Raw genomic sequence first — 18,195 nt, forward strand, 5'->3', positions numbered from 1 at the left:
CCGGACGCATTCGCCGGTCGCTACGACTCCCATTCCTGTCAAACGAGACGGCCTTCGTCGCCCCGTTCTGATCGTCTCGACACGTTTTTCGCTGTCCGGTCACAGGCGCGAGTGATGACGAGAGCATCGTGGCGGACACGTATCGGTTTCATCCTGGCCGCCGTCGGAAGCGCCGTGGGTATCGGGAACGTCTGGCGGTTCCCGTGGTTCACTGCCGACAACGGCGGCGCGGCCTTCCTGCTGTTGTATCTCCTGTTCGTCCTGCTGATTGGGGTCCCCGGCCTGCTCGGCGAATTCGTGATCGGGCGCCGCGGCGGGAGCGACCCCATCGGGGCGTTCTCGGCTCTCGGCGGGCGAAACTGGCGGCCGATGGGCGGCGTCGCCCTGCTCGCTTCCGTCGTCGTCCTCTCGTTTTACTCCGTGGTCGGCGGCTGGATCCTGCGGTACCTGCTCGGGAGCGTCACGGGCGCGTACTTCGACGCGCCACAGCAGTTCTTCGGGGCTATCGACTACGGCCTCGGCGCGGTCGCGGCCCACGTCGTCTTCCTGCTCGTGACGGCCGGCGTCGTCTACGCCGGCGTCGACCGCGGAATCGAGGTGGCGACGAAGATCATGGTCCCCGGCATCGTCGTCCTGCTCGTCGGCCTGGCCGTCTGGGCGAGCACGCTCCCGGACGTGGCCGGCGGCTACGAGTTCTACCTCTCGCTGGACTGGGGGTACCTGCAGACCAACTTCGTCGACGTGGCCGCGGCGGCCGCGGGACAGGCACTCTTTACGCTCTCTGTCGGTGCGGGCGTCATGCTGACCTACGCCTCCTACCTCGGTGAAGACCGCTCGCTGGCCGCCGACGGGACGATCATCGCCGTCCTCAACACCGTCGTCGGCCTGCTGGCCGGGCTGGTCATCTTCCCCGTCCTCTTCTCGCTGGGCGTCCCGCCCGGCGATGGTGGCCCCGGGGCGCTGTTCATCAGCCTCGCGGGCGCGTTCGAGTCGTTGCCCTACAGCCGGCTGATCGGATTCGCCTTCTTCGGCGTGGTGGCACTGGCGGCGCTGTCCTCGTCCATCTCGCTGTTCGAGGTGCCCGTCGCGTATCTCGTCGACGAACACGACGTCGCCCGATCGTGGGCTACCGCGGGTGTTGGCGCGCTCTTCCTCGTCACCGGCAGCGGGGCCGCCCTGTCGTCGGATCTGTTCACCCTGCTCGCCGACAACGTGGCGAATCTGGCCTTGACGGTCGGTCTGCTGGGCTTTCTCCTGTTCGACGGCTGGGTGCTCGGGAAAGCGGCACTCGAGGAGTACGAATCCGGAGCCGGGCCGCTGGCACGCGCGCTCGGTCGCCCGTGGCTGGTCGCCATCGCCGTCGTGCTCCCGATATTCCTGACGTTCACGCTGCTGTCGAGCCTGACCGGACTCGCCGGCATCGCGGTCCCTGCCACGGGGTTGCTCGCGGCGGCCGTCGCCGGCGTCGCCGCCGCCATCGCCGTCCTCCGGCGGCCCGGATCGGCCTTCTGATCAGCGCACGAAGTAGGGCGACTCGTCCGCGCTGAACCGGCCGAGGTCGGCCGCCCGTCGGTAGTCCGTCCGCTGGAGTTCTCGCAGTGACTCCACCAGTTGCCGCTCTTGCCCGTCGGTCCACTCCGCAGGATCGGCCACAGGAACGACGAGAAAGCCGCCGCCGCGGGACTCTGTCGCGTGGAGTGATTCGGGGTCGTCGGGCACCGAATGGGGGGTGTAGGTTTCGAGGACGTGTGCGGTCGCGCGCTCGCCGACCGGGAGGAGGACGTGGGCGGTGATCGCCCGAAGTTCCGCGTCGAATTGCGGTTCCACGGCGGCGTAGTCCCCGTCCGTCGGCGCGTCGTCCGCGCAGGGGTACAGATACGAGAGGAAGGTGCCAGCGACTTCGGGGGGTGTTCCGGTCCCTACGAGCAGGCCGCCGGCCGCGAGGGCACGCTGGAGGCGGGCGGCGGCCGGGCAGTCGGTGAACGGGACGCCCGACGCCGCGCCGCCGTGGACGCCGGGGTGGTCCCCGACGACGTGGAAGTGCGCGTTGGCGTCGCCGAACCCGGGGACCGGCCGCTCGCAGGGGTAGGTCATCCCGAACGGATTCGACAGGCGGTCCGTGACGTTTTCCACACGGGCTCTCAGGACGGCCACGGAGTTAAGGAATCGCCTGGCGGCGGCTCACCGACGGCCACGAGTGCCAACGTTTATTCGCGCTAAACCGTAGTTTCGACCGACAGATGCCCTCCGAGGATTCGGCGGAACAGTCGGCACGTGCGGCGGTCGGGGCGGCCGTGGACCCGCCACCGTCGTTCGTCGAGCAGGCAAACGTCTCCGATCCGGGCGTATACGAGGGGTTCGCGGAGAACTGGCCCGACTGCTGGGAACGGGCCGCGGACCTGCTCTCCTGGGCCGAGCCCTACGACGAGGTACTCGGCGGTGCGGGGCCGCCCTTCCGCTGGTTCGACGGCGGACGGCTCAACGCATCCTACAACTGCCTCGACCGGCACGTCGAGAACGGCCGGAAAAATCAGGTCGCGCTGACCTGGGAAGGCCGACTCGGCGAGTCCCGGACCTACTCGTATCTCGAACTCTACCGGGAGGTCAACGAGTTCGCGGCCGCGCTGCGCGATCTCGGCGTCGAGGAAGACGACGTGGTTACTCTCTACCTGCCCATGATCCCCGAGCTCCCCGTCGCGATGCTGGCGTGTGCTCGCATCGGTGCGCCCCACTCGGTCGTGTTCGCGGGCTTTTCGGCGGACGCACTCGCCGCCCGGATGGACGACGCCGACTCGGAGTACCTGATCACCTGCGACGGCTACTACCGCCGGGGTGCGCCCGTCCACCAGAAGAGCAAGGCCGACAACGCCGCCATCGGGCTCGATCAGGACGTGACGACGGTCGTCGTCGACCGCCTCGGCGACGGGACGCCGCTGGCCGAGGGTGAACACGACTACGAACAGCTGGTGGCGACCCACCGCGGCGAGACCGTCGAGCCCGTGGCCCGCGACGCCACGGATCAGCTCTTTCTGATCTACACCTCCGGCACGACCGGCGAACCGACGGGCGTCCGCCACACGACCGGGGGCTACCTCGCCCAGGTCGCCTGGACCGCCCACGCGGTGCTGGACATCAAGCCCGAGGACACCTACTGGTGTTCGGCCGACATCGGCTGGATCACGGGCCACAGCTACACCGTCTACGGCCCCCTCGCGCTGGGGACGACGACGATGCTCTACGAGGGCACACCCGACCATCCCGAGAAAGACCGGGTGTGGGAACTGATCGAGCGCAACGCCGTGGACGTGTTCTACACCGCCCCGACCGCGATTCGCGCGTTCATGAAGTGGGGCGAGAAACACCCCGACCGGCACGACCTGTCGAGTCTTCGACTCCTGGGAACCGTCGGGGAACCGATCAACCCTCGCGCGTGGAACTGGTACCGCGACCACATCGGGAACGGGGAGTGTCCGGTGGTCGACACCTGGTGGCAGACCGAGACCGGCGGGGTGATGGTCTCGACACTGCCGGGCGTCGACCGGATGAAACCCGGCGCGGCGGGCCGACCGCTCCCGGGGATCAGCGCGGACGTGGTCGACGGCGACGGTGAATCGGTCGACCCCGGCGAGTCGGGGTATCTCGTCGTCACCGACCCCTGGCCGGGGATGCCGCTGTCGATGGTCCACGACGAGGACTGGTTCGCGGCCCGCGAGCCGGCCCGCCCGAACCTCGACGGCTACGACTGGGCCTACTTCACCGAGGACGGCGCGACCGTCGACGAGGACGGCTACGTCACCTTGCTGGGCCGGGTCGACGACGTACTCAACGTCTCGGGGCACCGCTTCGCGACGATGGAGATCGAGAGCGCCGTCGCCGACGTGACCGGCGTCGCCGAGGCCGCGGTCGTCGCCGGCCCCCACGACCTGAAAGGTGAAGCAGTCTACGCCTACGTGAGTCCGGCGGAGGGGGCGGGCGAAGCCACGCTCCGCGAGCAGGTCCACGAGGCCGTGGAGTCGGCCATCAGCCCCATCGCCGTCCCCGACGTAGTGGTCTTCACACCCGACCTGCCCAAGACTCGCTCGGGGAAGGTGATGCGACGCCTGCTCGAATCGGTCGCCCACGACGAGGATCTGGGCGACACCAGCGCGCTCCGCAACCCCGAGGTCGTCGGCGAACTCGAATCCGCGCTCGACGACGAGGAGTGAGTTTCGCATTTCTCTATATATCCGAAACTCGTTCGCGGGCATTCGGCGGTAGCTCCGGTCGAATCGAGAAACGGGGACTGTCGCCGCAAGGTTGATGTTTCGGTTTTCCAAAGATAGACGAAAGATGTGTGCCGCGGAGACCGACACCGGGACGGAACTGACGCCGTCGGCGTACCGTCGGCTCCGGCGGGCCACAGAGACGTTCCGCGCGGAACTGGTCGTCAGGCTGGCCGGCGAGGTCGGGTTGCGGCCCGCCGAGATCGCCCGTGTACGGCCCGACGACGTGGTGACGTACGACCGCGACGGCACCGACCACTACTTCCTGGCGGTCCCCGACGGGGACGGCGGGACGGACCGGCGGGCGTACCTCCCGCCGGACGTGGAACACGATCTCCGGCAGTTCGCCCGCGCGAACGATATCGACGACGAGGAACGACTGGTGGCGGTCTCGCCGCGGCGGGTGCAGATGCTCGTCGCGGAGACGGGTGAGCGTGCGGCCGACCGGACCGGCGACGAGCGGTTCCGATCCGTCTCCTCGCGGACGCTCCGCCAGTTTTTCGCCCGGCGACTGCTCGCCGAGGAGGGCGTCGATCCACACGTCGTCGCGACGGTCGGCGGGTGGGGGAGTGTCGAACGCCTCGAGCGCCTCCTCCCGGAACTGGACCGGGAGGACGTCGCGGCGGCGTTCGAGCGGACCTCACTGGTCGAGGGCGTCGGCGAGGCGGGTGTCGCCGACGGAGCGACCGTCGGCACGCGGTTCGACGCCGCCTTCGAGCGGATCCGGGCCGCCGCCGACGCGCTGTCGACGGCGTCGACGCGGGACGGGATCGAGCGCCAGGCTTGCGACCGCCTGGTGGACGGCGACCCCTACGCCGTGGCGTGGATCGGCCGACGGCGCGGGGATTCGATGGGTGTCACGACGGAAGCGGGGACCGACGCGGCCGAACTCGACAGCATTTCGCCCGAGGACGGGGCCGTGGGGGAAGTTCTTTCGACGGACGGCGTCCGGACGACCGACGACGTGCAGTCGGATTCGGACTTCGCCGCGTGGCGCGACCACGCCGATGCGGCCGGGTATCGGGGGGCAGCGGTCGTGCCGGTCGGCAACGGCGAGTCCGTCGATACCGTCCTCGGTGTCGGGACCACAGCGCCAGTGACCGACCGCGAGCGTACGTTACTGTCGTATCTGGGTCGGCGACTCGGACAGGCGATCACCGTCGTCGAACAGCGCCGACTCCTGCTGGCCGACACCGTCGTCGAACTCACCTTCGAGAGCGGCGACCCGGACTCGTTTTTCGCCCGGCTGTCGAGCGAACACGATTGCACCGTGACGCTGGACGGCGTCGTGCCCGGCGAGGAGGGGGCACTGGTGTACTTCGTCACACTCTCGGATGCCGGTGCCGAGCAAGTCCTCTCGTGGGCGACCGACCGCGCCGCCGTCGACGACGCGCGACTGGTTCGTGACTACGGTGACGAGTCCCTGCTGGAACTGGTCGTGTCTGGGGGCGACGTGGCGACGACACTGGTCGACCACGGCGCGACGGTCGGCGAGCTGGACGCCACGAGCGGGACCGAGCGCGTCGTCGGGCAGGTGTCGGCCGAGACCGACGTGCGCCGACTGGTCACGGCGGTGACCGACGCCTTCCCCGACACGAAGTTGGTGACCAAACGCGAGCGCGACCGGCCGGCCGAGACGCCGACGGCCTTCCGCGCGTCGTTGCGCGATTCCCTCACGGAAAAGCAGTCGGCGGTCCTGCAGGCCGCCTTCCACGCCGGGTACTTCGAGTGGCCCCGTGGTAGTACCGCCGAAGAACTGGCAGACGCCATCGGGATCACCTCACCGACCCTCCACAACCACCTCCGGCGCGCCCAGCAGAAACTCCTCACCGCCTTCTTCACCGACGATCAGCGACCGGGTGACCACGAGTCGCCCTGGGCCGAGGACTGACTCCCGGCGTGTGTCCCCATCGCTAACTGTTTAGTGTCCAGTTTCTACTGCCGAAATCAGTCGACTCAGAGTTTGAAACTCTCGAAACACGAAAACTGTGTGGTGGTTCACCACGCTCGATGAACGCGAATTCCGTTCGTTCGTGTTCTCGACCGACAGGTCGGCCGCTGGACGCCCGTCAGGGATTAGCATAATTAGAACCGTTTCTTTAGGGCGATGTCGTGAATGATGATGATGGACCATGTCCGAGGAATCCGAGGGTGAACTCGAAGCCCGGTTACCGGAGGGAGAGAGTTTCGAGCCGCCCGAGTCGTTCGTCGAACAGGCGAACGTCACCGACGAAGCCATCTACGAGGAGTTCGAGGAGAACTGGCCCGACTGCTGGGAGCGGGCCGCAGATCTGCTGGACTGGGAGGCATCGTACGACCAGGTGCTCGACGACAGTGACGCCCCGTTCTACGAGTGGTTCGTAGACGGGAAGCTCAACGCGTCGTACAACTGCCTCGACCGTCACGTCGAGGACGGCCGCGGCGACGAGGTCGCCATCGAGTGGGTCGGGGAACCGACCGAGGAGACGCGCACCTACACGTACCAGGAGTTGCTGGACGAGGTCGAGGAGTTCGCGGCCGCGCTGCGGGATCTCGGCGTCGAGGAAGACGACGTGGTGACGATGTATATGCCGATGATCCCGGAACTGCCGGTGGCGATGCTGGCCTGTGCCCGGATCGGCGCACCCCACTCCGTCGTGTTCGCCGGCTTCTCCGCGGACGCGCTGGCCACCCGGATGAACTCCGCCGAGTCGGAGTATCTGGTCACCTGCGACGGCTACTACCGCCGGGGTGACCCGCTCGATCACAAGGACAAGGCCGACGAGGGCCTGAGCGGCGTGGAGCACGGCGTGGACACGGTCGTCGTCGACCGACTGGGCGACGAACTCGACCACGACCTCGACGACGAGCAGCACGACTACGACGACCTGATCGACGAGCACGCGGGCGCATCGGTCGACCCCGTCACCCGCGACGCCGAGGATATGCTGTTCCTGATGTACACGTCGGGAACCACGGGCAAGCCAAAGGGTGTGAAACACACCACCGGTGGCTACCTGTCCTACGTCTCGTGGACCTCCCACGCGGTGCTGGACATCAAGCCCGAGGACACCTACTGGTGTTCGGCCGACATCGGCTGGATCACGGGCCACAGCTACATCGTCTACGGCCCCCTCGCGCTGGGCACCTCGACGGTGATGTACGAGGGCACGCCTGACTACCCGGACAAGGACCGGCTCTGGGAGATCGTCGAGGACTACGACGTGACCCAGCTCTACACCGCGCCCACCGCGATCCGCGCGTTCATGAAGTGGGGCGAGGAGTATCCGGCTCAGCACGACCTGTCGAGCCTGCGCCTGCTCGGAACCGTCGGAGAACCGATCAATCCGCGCGCGTGGAAGTGGTATTACAAACACATCGGCGACGAGTCCTGCCCGGTCGTCGACACCTGGTGGCAGACCGAGACCGGCGGGATGATGGTCACCACGCTCCCCGGCGTCAACGAGATGAAGCCCGGGTCGGCCGGGCCGCCGCTGCCCGGGATCAGCGCGAACGTCGTCGACATGAGCGGCGACGACGTCGAACCCGGCGAGGCCGGCTACCTCACCGTCGACAAACCCTGGCCCGGAATGTTGCGGACGCTGTACCGCAACGACGAGCGGTTCATCGAGGAGTACTGGCAGGAGTACTCCGACGAGGGCACCGACGAGTGGGTCTACTTCCCCGAGGACGGCGCGAAGATCGACGACGACGGCTACATCACGGTGCTGGGCCGCGTCGACGACGTGATCAACGTCTCGGGCCACCGGCTCGGGACGATGGAAGTGGAGAGCGCCATCGTCGGCGTCGAGGGCGTCGCCGAGGCCGCGGTGGTCGGCGGCAACCACGACATCAAAGGCGAGGCGGTCTACGCTTATGCCATCACCGAGGACGGATACGAGGGCGACGACGACCTCCGCGAGCGAATCGTCGAAGGCGTCGAGGACGCCATCGGCCCCATCGCTCGCCCCGAGGAGGTCATCTTCTCGCCGGAACTTCCCAAGACCCGGTCGGGCAAGATCATGCGTCGCCTGCTCGAGGACATCGCCAACGGCGAGGAACTCGGAAACACGAGTACGCTCCGTAACCCCGAGATCGTCGACGATATCGCCGGCAAGGTCGGCGAGGACTGAGGTCCGCCTCATCCACGCGATCTCACGACACCACCCCACCTGACTTCGATTCGACACGAACCACCCACGACACCATCACACGACCGAAATATGAGAGACAAAGACACGCACGATTCGCCGGACGGTGCGGCGACCGGAGACGACGAATCCCCGGTAGCCGAACCCGACGGCGGTACGGTATCACAGGCTGCACAGGACCACCAGCAAACCGACTACCTCGACAGCGAGGTCAACCTGCTCAGACCCAGCACGCGGTTCATGCGGGACCACCTGAAGCTGGTCTGGGGGAGTTTCATCGCCTGGATCCTCGCCACGTGGGGGCCGGTCACCGCGACCTTCCTCGCTCCGGAGACGATGACGTCGCTGTCGATCCTGGGCTTCCCGGCCCACTACTTCCTGGTCGGCTTCTTCGCGCCGACCAGTTCGCTGATTCTGGCGGCGATCTACGCCCACCGACGTGACAAACTCGACGAGAAATACGGCATCAACTCCACGCAAACGACGGGGTCACCCACGGGAGCCGAGGAAGCGGCGGCGACCGACGGAGGTGTGAACGAATGATGCTGCCGTTGCAGGCGGCCGGCGAACTGAACATCTCGTTCAAGCCACTCGGGGCGGCCATCGTCTTCCTGATGATGGCCTCCTTCCTCGCCATCGGCTACCTGTTCAAGGTCGCCGACACCGAAGGGATGTGGGTCGCCGGACGCGGGATCGGCTACGTCGAGAACGGCATGGCGATCGCCGCCAACTGGATGTCGGCCGCGTCGTACCTCGGCCTGGCGGGGCTGATCGCGCTGTCCGGGTTCTACGGACTGGCCTTCGTCGTCGGCTGGACGACGGGCTATTTCGTCCTGCTGATCTTCCTGGCCGCGCAGATGCGCCGGTTCGGGAAGTACACGGCACCGGACTTCGTCGGGGACCGGTTCAACTCCTCGACGGCCCGCGCCATCGCGGCGTTCACCACGCTGCTCATCGCGTACGTCTACTCCGTCGGGCAGGCCAGCGGCATGGGGCTGGTCGGCCAGTACGTGTTCGGGCTGGATTTCGTCCCGATGGTCATCGTGATGATGGCGATCACAGTCGGCTACCTCGCACTCTCCGGTATGCTCGGCGCGACCAAAGGGATGGCCGTCCAGTACGTCATCCTCATCGTGGCGTTCCTCGTCGGCGTCTTCGCGGTTGGCTGGTTCCACCAGGGGATGTTCCTGCCCCAGATCCAGTACGGTGCCCTGATCAGCGACCTCTCGACCCAGTTCTCCGAACCGTTCGTCAACGCCCCGTTCTACGTCTGGGTGGCGACCGCGTTCTCGCTCGTGTTCGGGACCTGTGGACTCCCCCACGTCCTGGTGCGGTTCTACACGGTCCAGAACGAGCGGACCGCCCGCTGGTCGACCGTCTCGGGCCTGTTCTTCATCATGCTCCTGTACTGGTCGGCCCCCGCGATGGCCGCACTCGGCGTCGACCTGTTCGCCGCCGTCAACAACATCTCGCCCGACACCGTCTTCGCCGCCGCCGATGCCGGCGGGATGTCCGGTGCGGAAGGTGACGTGATCGTCGTGCTGGCCGCCCAGCTCGCGGAGCTTCCCCAGTGGCTGGTCGGCTTCGTCGCGGCCGGTGCGATGGCCGCCGCGATCGCGACCACGGCAGGCCTCTTCATCACGGCCTCTTCCGCGGTCGCACACGACATCTACACCGAACTCATCAACCCGGACGCGACCCAGCGCCAGCAGATTCTGCTCGGCCGTGCGACGATCGTCGCGATGGGTGCGATCGTGACGCTCACCGCGCTCGACCCGCCGGCGCTGATCGGCGAACTCGTCGCGCTCGCGTTCTCGCTCGCCGCGCTCGTGCTCTTCCCCATGTTCTTCCTCGGCCTCTGGTGGGAGAACACGAACCGGCAGGGCGCACTCGCCGGGATGACGACCGGGCTGACGATCTGGATCCTCGCCGTCGTCAACGACCTCATCATGCCATTCAGCGAGGTCTACGGCGAGTTCGTGCCCGCCATCGGCGCGGCCCTGCCCGGGACACCGCTGGTCTTTGCGGTCACGATCATCGTCTCGCTGGCGACCACGGAACCCCCGGAGAAGACCAAGAAGATGGTCAGGCAGTGTCACAGCCCCAAGCCGATGGGCCAGCAACAGACCGCGGAAGACGTCGTGAGTACCGACGGGGGCCAGACCCCCGCGGACGACTAGAGCCATGTACGACAACATCCTCGTTCCCACCGACGGGAGCAAGACGGCAGAGTACGCGGTCGACCAGGCGATCGATCTCGCCTCGAAGTACGACGCGACGGTCCACGTCCTCTACGTCGTGGACGTGGACGCCACCAGCTACTCGCTGGGGACCGAGCAGGTCGACCGCATCCGGCAGGGCAACCTCGACGATATGCCCGAAGTGAAGGAGGCGGCCGACGAGGCGACGAGCTACGTCGCCGACAGGGCGGCCGAACACGGGCTGACCGTCGAGGAACATATGCGCGTCGGCGAACCCGCCCGCGCCGTCCGGAAGTTCGTCGAGGACAGCGATATCGACCTGATCGTCATGGGGAGTCACGGCCGGTCGGGCCTCTCCCGGGTCATCCTCGGGAGCGTCACGGAGAAGGTCCTACGGCGGACCCGGCTCCCGGTCCTGGTGGTCGACGCCCACGGCGAGGACGACGAAGCACAAGCGGAATAGCCACCAACTCCCTTACACACGAGCATGACCCGCCCACACACGCGGCCGATCCGAGGTGACCGGCGATGAGTCTCGTCGATAGCATCCGCGATCACGTCCGGGAACACCGTTCCGGGATGGTTTCGGATCTGCTGTTCGCCCTGGTGTGGGTGACGATCGTCGAACTGTTCTTCCGGTTCGTCGACGGCCCGCAGTGGGCCTACTATCTGTTCATGCTCGCTGGCATCCTCGCCTACTTCGGCTTCTTCTGGTCGCTGGAACTGGCGCGCGAACGGCAGTAACGCGGTTCGCCGCCCGTTCCCGCCCTCGGATCAGGTCCGCGGCACCGCCAGTACCGGGACGGTCGCCTTCCTGACGAGCGCGTCGGTGACGCTTCCGACGCGCTCGCGCTCGACGATCCGTTTGCCCGTCGTGCCCATCGTCACGAGATCGACACCGACATCGTCCATGTACTTGAGGATCTCCTCGTCGGGTGTCCCGACCCGGATCGCGGCCTCCGTGTCGAGGCCCGCCTCACTGATCGTCTCTTCCAGGTCCGCGATGGCGCGCTCGCCCTCGTCTTCGAGTTTCTCGTTGATTTCGCCCATCGCCAGCCCGGGTGCGGCGTTGGCGACGCTCTCGTCGACCACGTAGAGGACGTGGACCGTCGCGTCGTGACGGCTCGCGGCGTCGATGGCGTGCTCGACCGCGCCGGCGGCGACCTCGCTTCCGTCCGTCGGGAGGAGTACAGTCTCGTACATACACGACAAGATTCGACCGATATCAACTTAATCCAACGTCAAGATTCCCGGATCCTGGGAACGTGTTCGGCCACCGACTCCCGGCAGTCCGGCCAGTTACTCTTCTGGCGCGTACTGCCGCTCGACTGCTCGATACCCGTCGGCGTCGACCACGTCCTCGAAGGCCTCGAAGGAGATCCCGCCCACGGATTCGGTCGTGCCCGTCTCGGCCAACGTCTCGTAGGCGTCCTGCATCGCCTCCGTGGCCGCGAACAGCGCAGACAGCGGGTAGACGGCGATTTCGAACCCGATCTCGTCGAGTTCGGCGGCCGACAGCTCCGGCGTCTTTCCGTCGTCGACCACGTTGGCGACCGTCGGCGCGTCGATCTCCGCGGCGACGCGCTCCAGTTCGGTCCGCGATTCGGGGGCTTCGACGAAGACCACGTCCGCGCCGGCGTCGGCGTAGGCGCGCCCGCGCTCGATGGCCTCGTCCAGGCCGTGAACCGCGCGGGCGTCCGTCCGGCCGACGATCACCAGGTCCTCGTCACGCTCCTCACGGAGGTCCGCCGCGGCGCGGATCCGCTGGACGCCCTCCGCGGCCGGCACGACGCGTTTCTCGTCCATGTGGCCACAGCGTTTGGGCCACTCCTGATCTTCGAGGATGACGCCCGCGACACCGGCATCGAGACACTCCCCGACCGTCCGCCGGACGTTCACGGCCGACCCGTACCCCGTGTCGGCGTCGGCTACGAGTGGTACGTCGACACTGCCGGCGATCCGATCGATCCGTTCGACGTTCTCGGCCATCGACATCATCCCGAAGTCGGGGAGTCCCAGCGTCGACGCCGCGATCCCGAATCCGGACGTGAAGACGGCCTCGAACCCGGCTCGCTCGGCCAGCCGGGCCGAGAGCGCGTCGTGGACGCCCGGCAACGCGACGATTCCCTCCCCGTCGAGTACTTCCCGGAACCGCTCGGCCTGCGCGTTCGCTGTCATGGCTCGGTCGAGGGCGTCCGCCCGCCTAATCGTTGCCGATCCGTCCCACTCGTTGCTCGAAGGACCGACAGTTTCGACAACGAAATATTATCGACCCTGCTGTCGCCGTTCGCATCGTCGGGGGCGCTCACTGCGTTCGCGCCTCCCTGCTCGCGGGTCGTTTCACGCCCCGCTCGCTATCACGGCGGCGCTCCCGTTGGTCGCGCCTCACTACTCCGGAAAACATTTTTCACCCGGCTTCGTGTTCACTGCCAAGATGGACGTACGGGGACGTGATACGCGATGACGATCGAGGACCGCGTCGAAGAACTCCGCGAACGCAAGCGCGAGGCCGAACTCGGTGGTGGTGAAGACCGCATCGAGGCCCAGCACGACCGCGGGAAGATGACCGCCCGCGAGCGCATCGAGTATTTCCTCGATGACGGCACGTTCAACGAGGTCGACACCCTCCGCGAGCACCGCTCGACGAACTTCGACATGGACGAGCGGGAGATGCCCGGCGACGGCGTCGTCACCGGCTACGGCGAGGTCGACGGCCGGAAGCTCTTCGTCTTCGCCCACGACTTCACCGTGATGGGCGGCTCGCTGGGCGAAGCCTTCGCCCAGAAGGTCTGTAAGATCATGGACAAGGCCATCGAGACCGGCTGTCCGATCATCGGCCTCAACGACTCCGCCGGCGCGCGCATTCAGGAGGGGATCGACTCGCTGGCGGGCTACGCCGACATCTTCCACCGCAACCAGCTCGCTTCGGGCGTCGTCCCCCAGATCTCGGCGATCATGGGGCCGTGTGCAGGCGGTGCGGTCTACTCCCCAGCCATCACGGACTTCATCATGATGGTCCAGGACACCAGCCATATGTTCATCACTGGCCCGGACGTGATCGAGACCGTCACGGGCGAGGAAGTCGGCTTCGAGGAACTCGGTGGCGCACAGACCCACGCCACCGAATCCGGGGTCTCACACTTCACCGCCCAGGCCGAGGAGGCGGCCCTGGACGATATCGCCTATCTCCTCTCGTTCCTCCCGCAGAACAACGTCGAGGACCCGCCCCGCGTCGAGCCGTGGGACGACCCCGAACGGGAACCCGACGACCTGATGGACATCGTTCCCGATCAGCCCCAGAAGCCCTACGATATGCGAAACGTCGTCGATAGCATCGTCGACGAGGGTTCCTTCTTCGAGGTGGCCGAGATGTTCGCGCGCAACCTCACCATCGGCTTCGCCCGGATGGACGGTCACTCGGTGGGCATCGTCGGCAACAATCCCCACGTGAACGCGGGGACGCTGGACATCGACGCCTCGGTCAAGGGGGCGCGATTCGTCCGATTCTGTGATGCCTTCAACATCCCCATCCTGACGTTCGTGGACGTGCCCGGGTTCATGCCCGGCACCGACCAGGAACACGACGGGATCATCAAACACGGCGCGAAGCTGCTGTACGCCTACTCCGAGGCGACCGTGCCGCTGCTGACCGTCATCACCCGGAAGGCCTACGGCGGGGCCTACGACGTGATGGCCTCGAAGCACGTCGAGGCGGACATGAACTACGCCTGGCCGACGGCCGAAATCGCCGTGATGGGACCGAAGGGGGCGGTGAACGTCCTCTACGACGACGAACTTGCGAGTGCGGAGGACGTGGAGGCCCGCCGGCAGGAACTCATCGACGAGTACCGCGACGCCTTCGCCAATCCCTACACGGCGGCCGAGCGCGGCTTCGTCGACGACGTGCTGGAACCGCAGGAGACGCGCGCCCGACTCATCACCGACCTGGAGATGATCCGGGGGAAACGCAAGGACACGCCCGACCGCAAACATGGCAACATCCCGCTCTGAGATGGGGGACGAGAACGCTCCCGCAGGGACCGGCGAGGAGGCCTTGCTCACCGCCGTCGAGGCGGCGCTGGCCGACGACGCCGAGGCCGACGAAGCGGCTGCCGTCGCCGCCGCCATCGGCGCACATATGCGCGATCAGGAACTCGCCGCAGCGGCCGCGGCCGACGGAGATAGCGGCCCCAACTGGGACGAGGGCAAGTGGGAGTTCGCCAGCAAGGTGGCGCGCAAGCGTCGCCGCTCGGTGCGCGTGCCGACCGACGCGCCGAAAGATCCGTGGACGGCCGCGGGCCGGACCGACCGGATGTGAGTCAGGCCTGCCAGTGCCAGTAATCGACCGTGCGGAACAGGACGTACACCACGGCGTTGAGGACGCCGGTGAGCGCGAAGACGCCGCCCAGTACCCAGAAGACGCGGCCGAAGACGCCGATCTCGGTCAGGCCGAACGCGAAAGAGAGGGAGATGATCCCCCAGACCAGCAAGATCGCGGCGATGCGAGCCCCTTCTTCGACGTAGGTCGATACCGACTGTGCCGGCGGAACGGGTGAGCTGTCCGTCACGTCACCACAGTTCCACGGAGTTATCAAAAGTCGCTCGGAGACTCAAACAGTCACTGACGTTTAGACGCTCATCGTCTCGTCGCACTCGGGACAGCGCAGGCCGCCCTGGTCGCCGGCCGCGATGTCGACGCCCATCGCGTCCACGTCCTCGCAGTTCGGGCAGGGAACGGGCACGCGGAGCTGGTCCCAGTCGTGGCGCTTCCCGGGCGCGCCGATAGCCAGGACGGTCGCCTGCTCGTCGCTCTTGTTCTCGCCGTGGTGGTAGTCGCCGGGTGCGAAGCGGACGACCTCGCCTGCCTCGACTTCCTGTGACCCGTCTTCGGTGTCGAAGGTCACCGTGCCCTCTAGCACGTAGAAGATTTCCTCCTGGTCGAGGTGGGTGTGGTAGCCGCCGTCCGGGGCCTCGCCGGGGGCCAGCGTGTAGTGGTTCATCGCCACGTCGGTGGTGCCCAGCGCGTCGGCCAGTGCCCGCGCGCCCTCGGTCGCGTCCAGCGGGTGTGGGAACGTGTCTAACTCCTCGACGGTAACGTGTTCCATATCGGTACGGTCCGCACGCCCCGACAAACGGTTTTCGGGTTCGCATATTGGGTAGTTTATCCGGTCGGACTGGAGCGGGTTTTCCCTTGCCGCGTGCGCATACTTTTATAGGGCGACTCCCGGTACAGAGGGTATGTTCGATACGGTGCTCGTCGCGAACCGGGGAGAAATCGCGGTCCGGGTGATGCGCGCCTGTGAGGAACTGGGTATAGACACGGTCGCCGTCTACAGTGAAGCGGACAAGCACTCGGGACACGTCCGGTACGCCGACGAGGCGTACAACGTGGGCCCGGCCCGCGCGGCCGACTCCTACCTCGATCACGACGCGATCATCGAGGCCGCACAGCAGGCCGACGCCGACGCGATCCACCCCGGCTACGGCTTCCTCGCGGAGAACGCCGAGTTCGCCCGCAAGGTCGAGGCCACCGAGGGGGTCACCTGGGTGGGTCCCGCCGGCGACGCGATGGAGCGACTGGGCGAGAAGACCAAGGCCCGCAACGTGATGAGCGAGGCCGACGTGCCCATCATCCCCGGCACCGACCCCATCGAGGAACCCGCGGCCGTCCGGGAGTTCGCCGAGGAACACGGCTACCCCATCGCCATCAAGGCCGAAGGTGGCGGCGGTGGCCGCGGGATGAAGATCGTCCGCGAGGAAAGCGAGATCGAGGAGCAACTCGAGAGCGCAAAGCGCGAGGGCGAGGCCTACTTCGACAACGATTCGGTCTTTCTGGAGCGCTATCTGGAGGACCCGCGCCACATCGAGGTCCAGATCATCGCCGACCATCACGGGAACGTCCGCCACCTGGGCGAGCGGGACTGCTCGCTCCAGCGCCGCCACCAGAAGGTCATCGAGGAGGGCCCGAGTCCCGCCCTCGACGACGAACTGCGTGAGAAAATCGGCGAGGCCGCCCGCCGCGGCGTCGACGCCGCCGACTACTACAACGCCGGGACTGTCGAGTTCCTCGTCGAGGAGGACCCGGATCGGGACCCCGACGAGGTGCTGGGCGCGGACGCGGACTTCTACTTCCTCGAAGTGAACACGCGCATCCAGGTCGAACACACTGTCACCGAGGAGATTACGGGTATCGATATCGTGAAGTGGCAGCTCCGGGTCGCGGCCGACGAGGAGATCGGTTTCGCACAGGACGACGTCGAGATCGACGGCCACGCCATGGAGTTCCGGATCAACGCCGAGAACGCCGCGGAGGACTTCGCGCCGGCGACCGGCGGCGAACTGGCGACCTACGACCCGCCCGGCGGGATCGGCGTGCGGATGGACGACGCGCTCCGGCAGGGCGACGACCTCGTGACTGACTACGACTCGATGATCGCGAAGCTGATCGTCTACGCCTCGGACCGCGAGGAGTGTATCACCCGGTCACAGCGAGCGCTCGGGGAGTACGATATCGAGGGGATCCCGACGATCATCCCGTTCCACCGGCTGATGCTCGAAGACGAGGCGTTCGTGAACGGCAAACACCACACGAAGTACCTCGACGAGGAACTCGACCCCGAGCGCATCGACGAGGCCCAGGAGAAGTGGGGCACCGACGATGGCGGCAGCGCCGACGGGGACGAAGAGGTCGTCGAACGCGAGTTCACCGTCGAGGTCAACGGCAAGCGGTTCAGCGTCAACCTCGAAGAGCGCGGCGCGCCACCCATCCCGACAAGCGCCGGCAACGGCGGTGGCGGGGACCAGCCCCAGCGCCCCTCCGGCGGCTCGGGCGGCGGTGGCGGCGGAGGCGGCGGTGGCCAGGCCGCCGCGGCCGAGGGCCAGCAGGTCACCGCCGAGATGCAGGGGACCATCCTGGAGGTCAACGTCGCCGAGGGTGACGAGGTGGCCTCCGGCGACGTGATCTGCGTGCTGGAAGCGATGAAGATGGAGAACGACGTCGTCGCCCCCGCGGGCGGCACGGTCGAACAGGTCGCCATCGCCGAGGGCGAGAGCGTCGACATGGGCGACCTGCTGGTCGTGATCGACTGATCGGGATTAGCCGTCGGTGTCGGTATCTTCTGGACCGTCCCCGCGTCGCTGGACGACCAAATCGGTCACCATCGTCATCGCGGGATCGCCGTCGACCGCTGCCGTGAGTTCGTAGTCGAGATAGCCGTGGCTGTCGGTGTGGTCCGGGACCGTCGCGTCGAGGACCTCGCCCCGGACGGCGAGCGTGTCGCCGGGGTGGACCGGGTCGTGGAACTCGACGCGCTGGATGTAACGTGCACCCAGGTTCGCCACGTCGTCGAGCCACGCGTCGACCCAGTTGCGCATGGCGACGCCGATCGTGTGGAGCCCGCTGGCGATCACTTCGCCGTGGATGGACTCCGCGGCCGCGGCCTCGTCCACGTGGAACCGCTGTGGGTCCCACCGCTCGGCGAAGGCCACGATCTCCTCCGTCGTCAGTGTCTCCGCCCCGAACGTTCCGGTCTCGCCGACCGCGATGTCCTCGAAGTAGCGCATACGCGCCGTTGGCCCGACGGGGGCAAAAACACGACGCGT

The 18,195-nt window shown here is 67.1% G+C and carries 17 protein-coding genes; 11 read left to right on the top strand and 6 right to left on the bottom strand.

Features of this window, described 5'->3' with window-relative positions:
• Positions 1 to 114 precede the first annotated feature (114 nt).
• Positions 115 to 1,512: a sodium-dependent transporter gene (locus tag BMX17_RS07315; protein ID WP_092658832.1), complete on the top strand. Its 1,398-nt coding sequence runs from the start codon at positions 115 to 117 to the stop codon at positions 1,510 to 1,512.
• Here the strand turns inward: BMX17_RS07315 and BMX17_RS07320 are convergent, their stop codons facing one another.
• Entirely contained in the window at positions 1,513 to 2,133 is a 621-nt protein-coding gene (locus tag BMX17_RS07320) for a uracil-DNA glycosylase family protein (RefSeq protein WP_092658833.1), read from the bottom strand.
• A 107-nt stretch (positions 2,134 to 2,240) separates the two neighbouring features.
• Between BMX17_RS07320 and acs (BMX17_RS07325) the strand changes: the two genes are divergently transcribed.
• The 7 genes from acs (BMX17_RS07325) (at position 2,241) to BMX17_RS07355 (ending at position 11,337) form a co-directional block, all read left to right on the top strand.
• On the top strand, positions 2,241 to 4,205 hold the full coding sequence (acs, locus tag BMX17_RS07325) for an acetate--CoA ligase (protein WP_092658834.1): 1,965 nt from the start codon (positions 2,241 to 2,243) through the stop codon (positions 4,203 to 4,205).
• A gap of 124 nt (positions 4,206 to 4,329) precedes the next feature.
• A complete protein-coding gene (locus BMX17_RS07330) occupies positions 4,330 to 6,153 on the top strand; it encodes a bacterio-opsin activator domain-containing protein (protein ID WP_170845356.1) in 1,824 nt (607 codons plus the stop codon).
• A 241-nt stretch (positions 6,154 to 6,394) separates the two neighbouring features.
• Positions 6,395 to 8,374 carry an acetate--CoA ligase gene (gene acs, locus BMX17_RS07335; RefSeq protein WP_092658836.1) on the top strand — a complete coding sequence of 660 codons (1,980 nt, stop codon included), beginning with the start codon at positions 6,395 to 6,397 and terminating at the stop codon, positions 8,372 to 8,374.
• 90 nt (positions 8,375 to 8,464) lie between these two features.
• Positions 8,465 to 8,935, top strand: a complete 471-nt coding sequence (locus BMX17_RS07340; RefSeq protein WP_092658837.1) for a DUF4212 domain-containing protein — start codon at positions 8,465 to 8,467, stop codon at positions 8,933 to 8,935.
• Positions 8,932 to 10,572, top strand: a complete 1,641-nt coding sequence (locus tag BMX17_RS07345; RefSeq protein WP_092658838.1) for a VC_2705 family sodium/solute symporter — start codon at positions 8,932 to 8,934, stop codon at positions 10,570 to 10,572. Before BMX17_RS07340 ends, BMX17_RS07345 begins: the two co-directional genes overlap by 4 nt.
• Positions 10,573 to 10,576: 4 nt before the next feature.
• Positions 10,577 to 11,056 carry a universal stress protein gene (locus tag BMX17_RS07350; RefSeq protein ID WP_092658839.1) on the top strand — a complete coding sequence of 160 codons (480 nt, stop codon included), beginning with the start codon at positions 10,577 to 10,579 and terminating at the stop codon, positions 11,054 to 11,056.
• A gap of 65 nt (positions 11,057 to 11,121) precedes the next feature.
• A complete protein-coding gene (locus BMX17_RS07355) occupies positions 11,122 to 11,337 on the top strand; it encodes a DUF8119 family protein (protein ID WP_092658840.1) in 216 nt (71 codons plus the stop codon).
• 30 nt (positions 11,338 to 11,367) lie between these two features.
• Here BMX17_RS07355 and BMX17_RS07360 read toward each other — a convergent pair whose 3' ends face one another.
• Both BMX17_RS07360 and BMX17_RS07365 read right to left on the bottom strand, forming a co-directional pair.
• The gene (locus BMX17_RS07360; protein WP_092658841.1) at positions 11,368 to 11,796 is read right to left on the bottom strand and encodes a universal stress protein; all 429 of its coding nucleotides are present in this window, start codon (positions 11,794 to 11,796) and stop codon (positions 11,368 to 11,370) included.
• A 96-nt stretch (positions 11,797 to 11,892) separates the two neighbouring features.
• The gene (locus tag BMX17_RS07365; RefSeq protein WP_092658842.1) at positions 11,893 to 12,771 is read right to left on the bottom strand and encodes an isocitrate lyase/PEP mutase family protein; all 879 of its coding nucleotides are present in this window, start codon (positions 12,769 to 12,771) and stop codon (positions 11,893 to 11,895) included.
• 282 nt (positions 12,772 to 13,053) lie between these two features.
• Between BMX17_RS07365 and BMX17_RS07370 the strand changes: the two genes are divergently transcribed.
• Together BMX17_RS07370 and BMX17_RS07375 are read left to right on the top strand one after the other, a co-directional pair.
• Positions 13,054 to 14,604 (top strand): acyl-CoA carboxylase subunit beta, encoded by a 1,551-nt coding sequence (locus BMX17_RS07370; RefSeq protein ID WP_092658843.1) that lies wholly within the window; start codon positions 13,054 to 13,056, stop codon positions 14,602 to 14,604.
• Positions 14,585 to 14,911, top strand: coding sequence for a DUF8022 family protein (locus BMX17_RS07375; RefSeq protein ID WP_244514948.1), 327 nt, complete (start codon positions 14,585 to 14,587; stop codon positions 14,909 to 14,911). Before BMX17_RS07370 ends, BMX17_RS07375 begins: the two co-directional genes overlap by 20 nt.
• A 1-nt stretch (position 14,912) precedes the next feature.
• On the opposite strand, the gene BMX17_RS07380 is transcribed toward BMX17_RS07375, so the two are convergent.
• Positions 14,913 to 15,161, bottom strand: a complete 249-nt coding sequence (locus BMX17_RS07380) for a hypothetical protein (protein WP_092658845.1) — start codon at positions 15,159 to 15,161, stop codon at positions 14,913 to 14,915.
• Positions 15,162 to 15,221: 60 nt separating this feature from the next.
• Positions 15,222 to 15,698 (bottom strand): cupin domain-containing protein, encoded by a 477-nt coding sequence (locus BMX17_RS07385; RefSeq protein WP_092658846.1) that lies wholly within the window; start codon positions 15,696 to 15,698, stop codon positions 15,222 to 15,224.
• Positions 15,699 to 15,831: 133 nt separating this feature from the next.
• Here BMX17_RS07385 and BMX17_RS07390 point away from each other — a divergent pair, with 133 nt between their 5' ends.
• Entirely contained in the window at positions 15,832 to 17,682 is a 1,851-nt protein-coding gene (locus BMX17_RS07390; RefSeq protein ID WP_092658847.1) for an acetyl-CoA carboxylase biotin carboxylase subunit, read from the top strand.
• 6 nt (positions 17,683 to 17,688) lie between these two features.
• On the opposite strand, the gene BMX17_RS07395 is transcribed toward BMX17_RS07390, so the two are convergent.
• Positions 17,689 to 18,156, bottom strand: a complete 468-nt coding sequence (locus tag BMX17_RS07395; RefSeq protein WP_092658848.1) for a MaoC/PaaZ C-terminal domain-containing protein — start codon at positions 18,154 to 18,156, stop codon at positions 17,689 to 17,691.
• Between the last annotated feature and the right edge of the window lie 39 nt (positions 18,157 to 18,195).

The organism is Halorientalis persicus (assembly GCF_900110215.1).
GTDB classification, from domain to species: Archaea; Halobacteriota; Halobacteria; order Halobacteriales; family Haloarculaceae; genus Halorientalis; species Halorientalis persica.

Bases quoted from the DNA above. Each gene is read 5' to 3' on its own strand.
- BMX17_RS07315 (WP_092658832.1), top strand. From the start codon at position 115: ATGACGAGAGCATCGTGGCGGACACGTATCGGTTTCATCCTGGCCGCC.
- BMX17_RS07375 (WP_244514948.1), top strand. From the start codon at position 14,585: ATGGCAACATCCCGCTCTGAGATGGGGGACGAGAACGCTCCCGCAGGG.
- BMX17_RS07385 (WP_092658846.1), bottom strand. From the start codon at position 15,698: ATGGAACACGTTACCGTCGAGGAGTTAGACACGTTCCCACACCCGCTG.
- BMX17_RS07350 (WP_092658839.1), top strand. From the start codon at position 10,577: ATGTACGACAACATCCTCGTTCCCACCGACGGGAGCAAGACGGCAGAG.
- BMX17_RS07340 (WP_092658837.1), top strand. From the start codon at position 8,465: ATGAGAGACAAAGACACGCACGATTCGCCGGACGGTGCGGCGACCGGA.
- BMX17_RS07370 (WP_092658843.1), top strand. From the start codon at position 13,054: ATGACGATCGAGGACCGCGTCGAAGAACTCCGCGAACGCAAGCGCGAG.
- BMX17_RS07390 (WP_092658847.1), top strand. From the start codon at position 15,832: ATGTTCGATACGGTGCTCGTCGCGAACCGGGGAGAAATCGCGGTCCGG.
- BMX17_RS07330 (WP_170845356.1), top strand. From the start codon at position 4,330: ATGTGTGCCGCGGAGACCGACACCGGGACGGAACTGACGCCGTCGGCG.
- BMX17_RS07365 (WP_092658842.1), bottom strand. From the start codon at position 12,771: ATGACAGCGAACGCGCAGGCCGAGCGGTTCCGGGAAGTACTCGACGGG.
- BMX17_RS07355 (WP_092658840.1), top strand. From the start codon at position 11,122: ATGAGTCTCGTCGATAGCATCCGCGATCACGTCCGGGAACACCGTTCC.
- BMX17_RS07395 (WP_092658848.1), bottom strand. From the start codon at position 18,156: ATGCGCTACTTCGAGGACATCGCGGTCGGCGAGACCGGAACGTTCGGG.
- BMX17_RS07345 (WP_092658838.1), top strand. From the start codon at position 8,932: ATGATGCTGCCGTTGCAGGCGGCCGGCGAACTGAACATCTCGTTCAAG.
- acs (WP_092658836.1), top strand. From the start codon at position 6,395: ATGTCCGAGGAATCCGAGGGTGAACTCGAAGCCCGGTTACCGGAGGGA.
- BMX17_RS07360 (WP_092658841.1), bottom strand. From the start codon at position 11,796: ATGTACGAGACTGTACTCCTCCCGACGGACGGAAGCGAGGTCGCCGCC.
- acs (WP_092658834.1), top strand. From the start codon at position 2,241: ATGCCCTCCGAGGATTCGGCGGAACAGTCGGCACGTGCGGCGGTCGGG.